This is a genomic window from Vibrio sp. 2132-1 (assembly GCF_033344315.1).
In genome coordinates, this window is record NZ_JAWPON010000077.1 from 1 (window position 1) to 1,195 (window position 1,195).

2 protein-coding genes and 1 pseudogene are annotated in these 1,195 nt (G+C 44.3%); all 3 read left to right on the forward strand.

Annotated elements, in window-relative coordinates:
• Nucleotides 1-114: pseudogene (locus R8N47_RS23530) on the forward strand (two pore domain potassium channel family protein); the annotation flags it as partial.
• A complete protein-coding gene (locus R8N47_RS23535) occupies nucleotides 114-530 on the forward strand; it encodes a DUF350 domain-containing protein (protein ID WP_005459831.1) in 417 nt (138 codons plus the stop codon). The pseudogene R8N47_RS23530 and the gene R8N47_RS23535, both read left to right, overlap by 1 nt.
• Before the next feature lie 8 nt (nucleotides 531-538).
• On the forward strand, nucleotides 539-1,108 hold the full coding sequence (locus tag R8N47_RS23540) for a DUF1190 domain-containing protein (protein WP_068865476.1): 570 nt from the start codon (nucleotides 539-541) through the stop codon (nucleotides 1,106-1,108).
• The last annotated feature ends 87 nt before the right edge of the window (nucleotides 1,109-1,195 follow it).

Sequence of the window (1,195 nt, forward strand, 5' to 3'; positions counted from 1 at the left end):
ATCCAACTCAACCCAGATTTAGATGCGGAAGTGCCACCGGATACCAAGCTGTTTTACATTGCAGATGAACGTATTGATGATTTTGCATGGAAAGAAATGAACAAGGAACAATAATGCACATGATTGCCGGCCTGTTAGCAGGTTTTCCAAACTTTTTACTCTACTTCTCAGTATCCATTATTTTTGTTTTGGCGTTTAAGTTCATCTACGTCAAGCTTACGCCTTATGATGAATGGCATCTGATCAAGGAAAAGCAAAATACCGCAGCCGCAGTGGCGTTGAGTGGCGCTTTTCTGGGTTATTGTATTGCGATTTCGGGTGCGGCAAAAAACTCAGTCAACATTGTCGACTTTATGGTTTGGGGCGTTGTTGCCATGCTTGCGCAAATCATCGCATTTGCCATCGTGCGTTTCATTTTGCTGCCAAGAGTTACTGAGCGTATCGAAAAAGATGAGCTGCCTGCAGGCATTGTACTTGCAGCGGTTTCTATATCGGTCGGCATGTTGAATGCTGCTTGTATGACGTACTAGGAGGAACGATGAAGCGCAGTTCCAACGTTAAACGTTCTTCCATGGATAAAAGCTTAAAGCTTGGAAAAATCATACCGTTCGCGGCATTTGGCGGAATTTTCTTCCTTGCGACCCAAGAATCAAAGACTGAAGGCTACATTTTTTCTGACGCCGATGAATGTAAATCCAACTCGCCAGAGTTTAGTGAGCAGTGTGATATTGCTTACCAAGAGGCATTGGCTCGTGCTGAACGAAATGCTCCTCGTTATAACAATGAATTCGAATGTGAAAACGACTTTTACGAAGACGATTGTTACTACAGCTCAAGCTCTCGTGCTTATGTCCCTCATTTTGGCGGCTTTTTCTATAGTCGTTCAGTTAATGATTTGAAAGGTTACAACAAGAGTTATTATTCGGAACCGATGTACCGCTATAAGTCCAAATTTTATAACGGTGCAGGCCAGTTTTTTGGCTCCTATCGTAACCAGTCGACCAAAGTCGCGACCAGTAACTTAAACAAACTTGGGGGCGGAACCATTGGAAGAGCCATGTCTCGAGGGGGATTCGGGAAAGCGGTGTCTGTCAGTCGAGGCGGTTGATTGTGTTGCGACGAGAGAGACAAGAACGAGAAAACTGGCGTGAATTAGCACGCCAGTTTGGTTTTGGTTTTCATTCTATGTATGGGC